This is a genomic window from Frankia sp. Mgl5, assembly GCF_023242985.1.
Taxonomy (GTDB): Bacteria; Actinomycetota; Actinomycetes; order Frankiales; family Frankiaceae; genus Parafrankia; species Parafrankia soli.
This window is the reverse complement of record NZ_JALKFY010000278.1, coordinates 1-246: the sequence shown is the minus strand read 5'-3', so window position 1 is coordinate 246 and position 246 is coordinate 1. Positions and strand designations below refer to the sequence as shown.

1 protein-coding gene is annotated in these 246 nt (G+C 54.9%); it reads left to right on the top strand.

All coding sequences use genetic code 11. The annotated features are described in order from the left end of the window. On the top strand, positions 1–246 hold a 246-nt coding region (locus tag MXD62_RS09350), incomplete at both ends, for a carboxyltransferase domain-containing protein (protein WP_248828966.1).

Below are 246 nucleotides of genomic sequence, written 5' to 3'. Positions count from 1 at the left end.
ATCATCAACTCACGCCGGTCGAGGTAATCGAGCTGCACTCTTCAGCGGACTATCGGGTTTATATGCTCGGCTTCTCTCCTGGCTTTCCTTATCTGGGCGGGCTTCCGCCGCAAATCTCAACGCCGCGTCTGGAAACACCGCGTACCTTTATTCCAGCCGGTTCCATCGGCATTGCCGGATCACAGACGGGGATATATTCCGTTTCATCTCCGGGAGGATGGCGAATTATCGGTCACACTCCAGTAC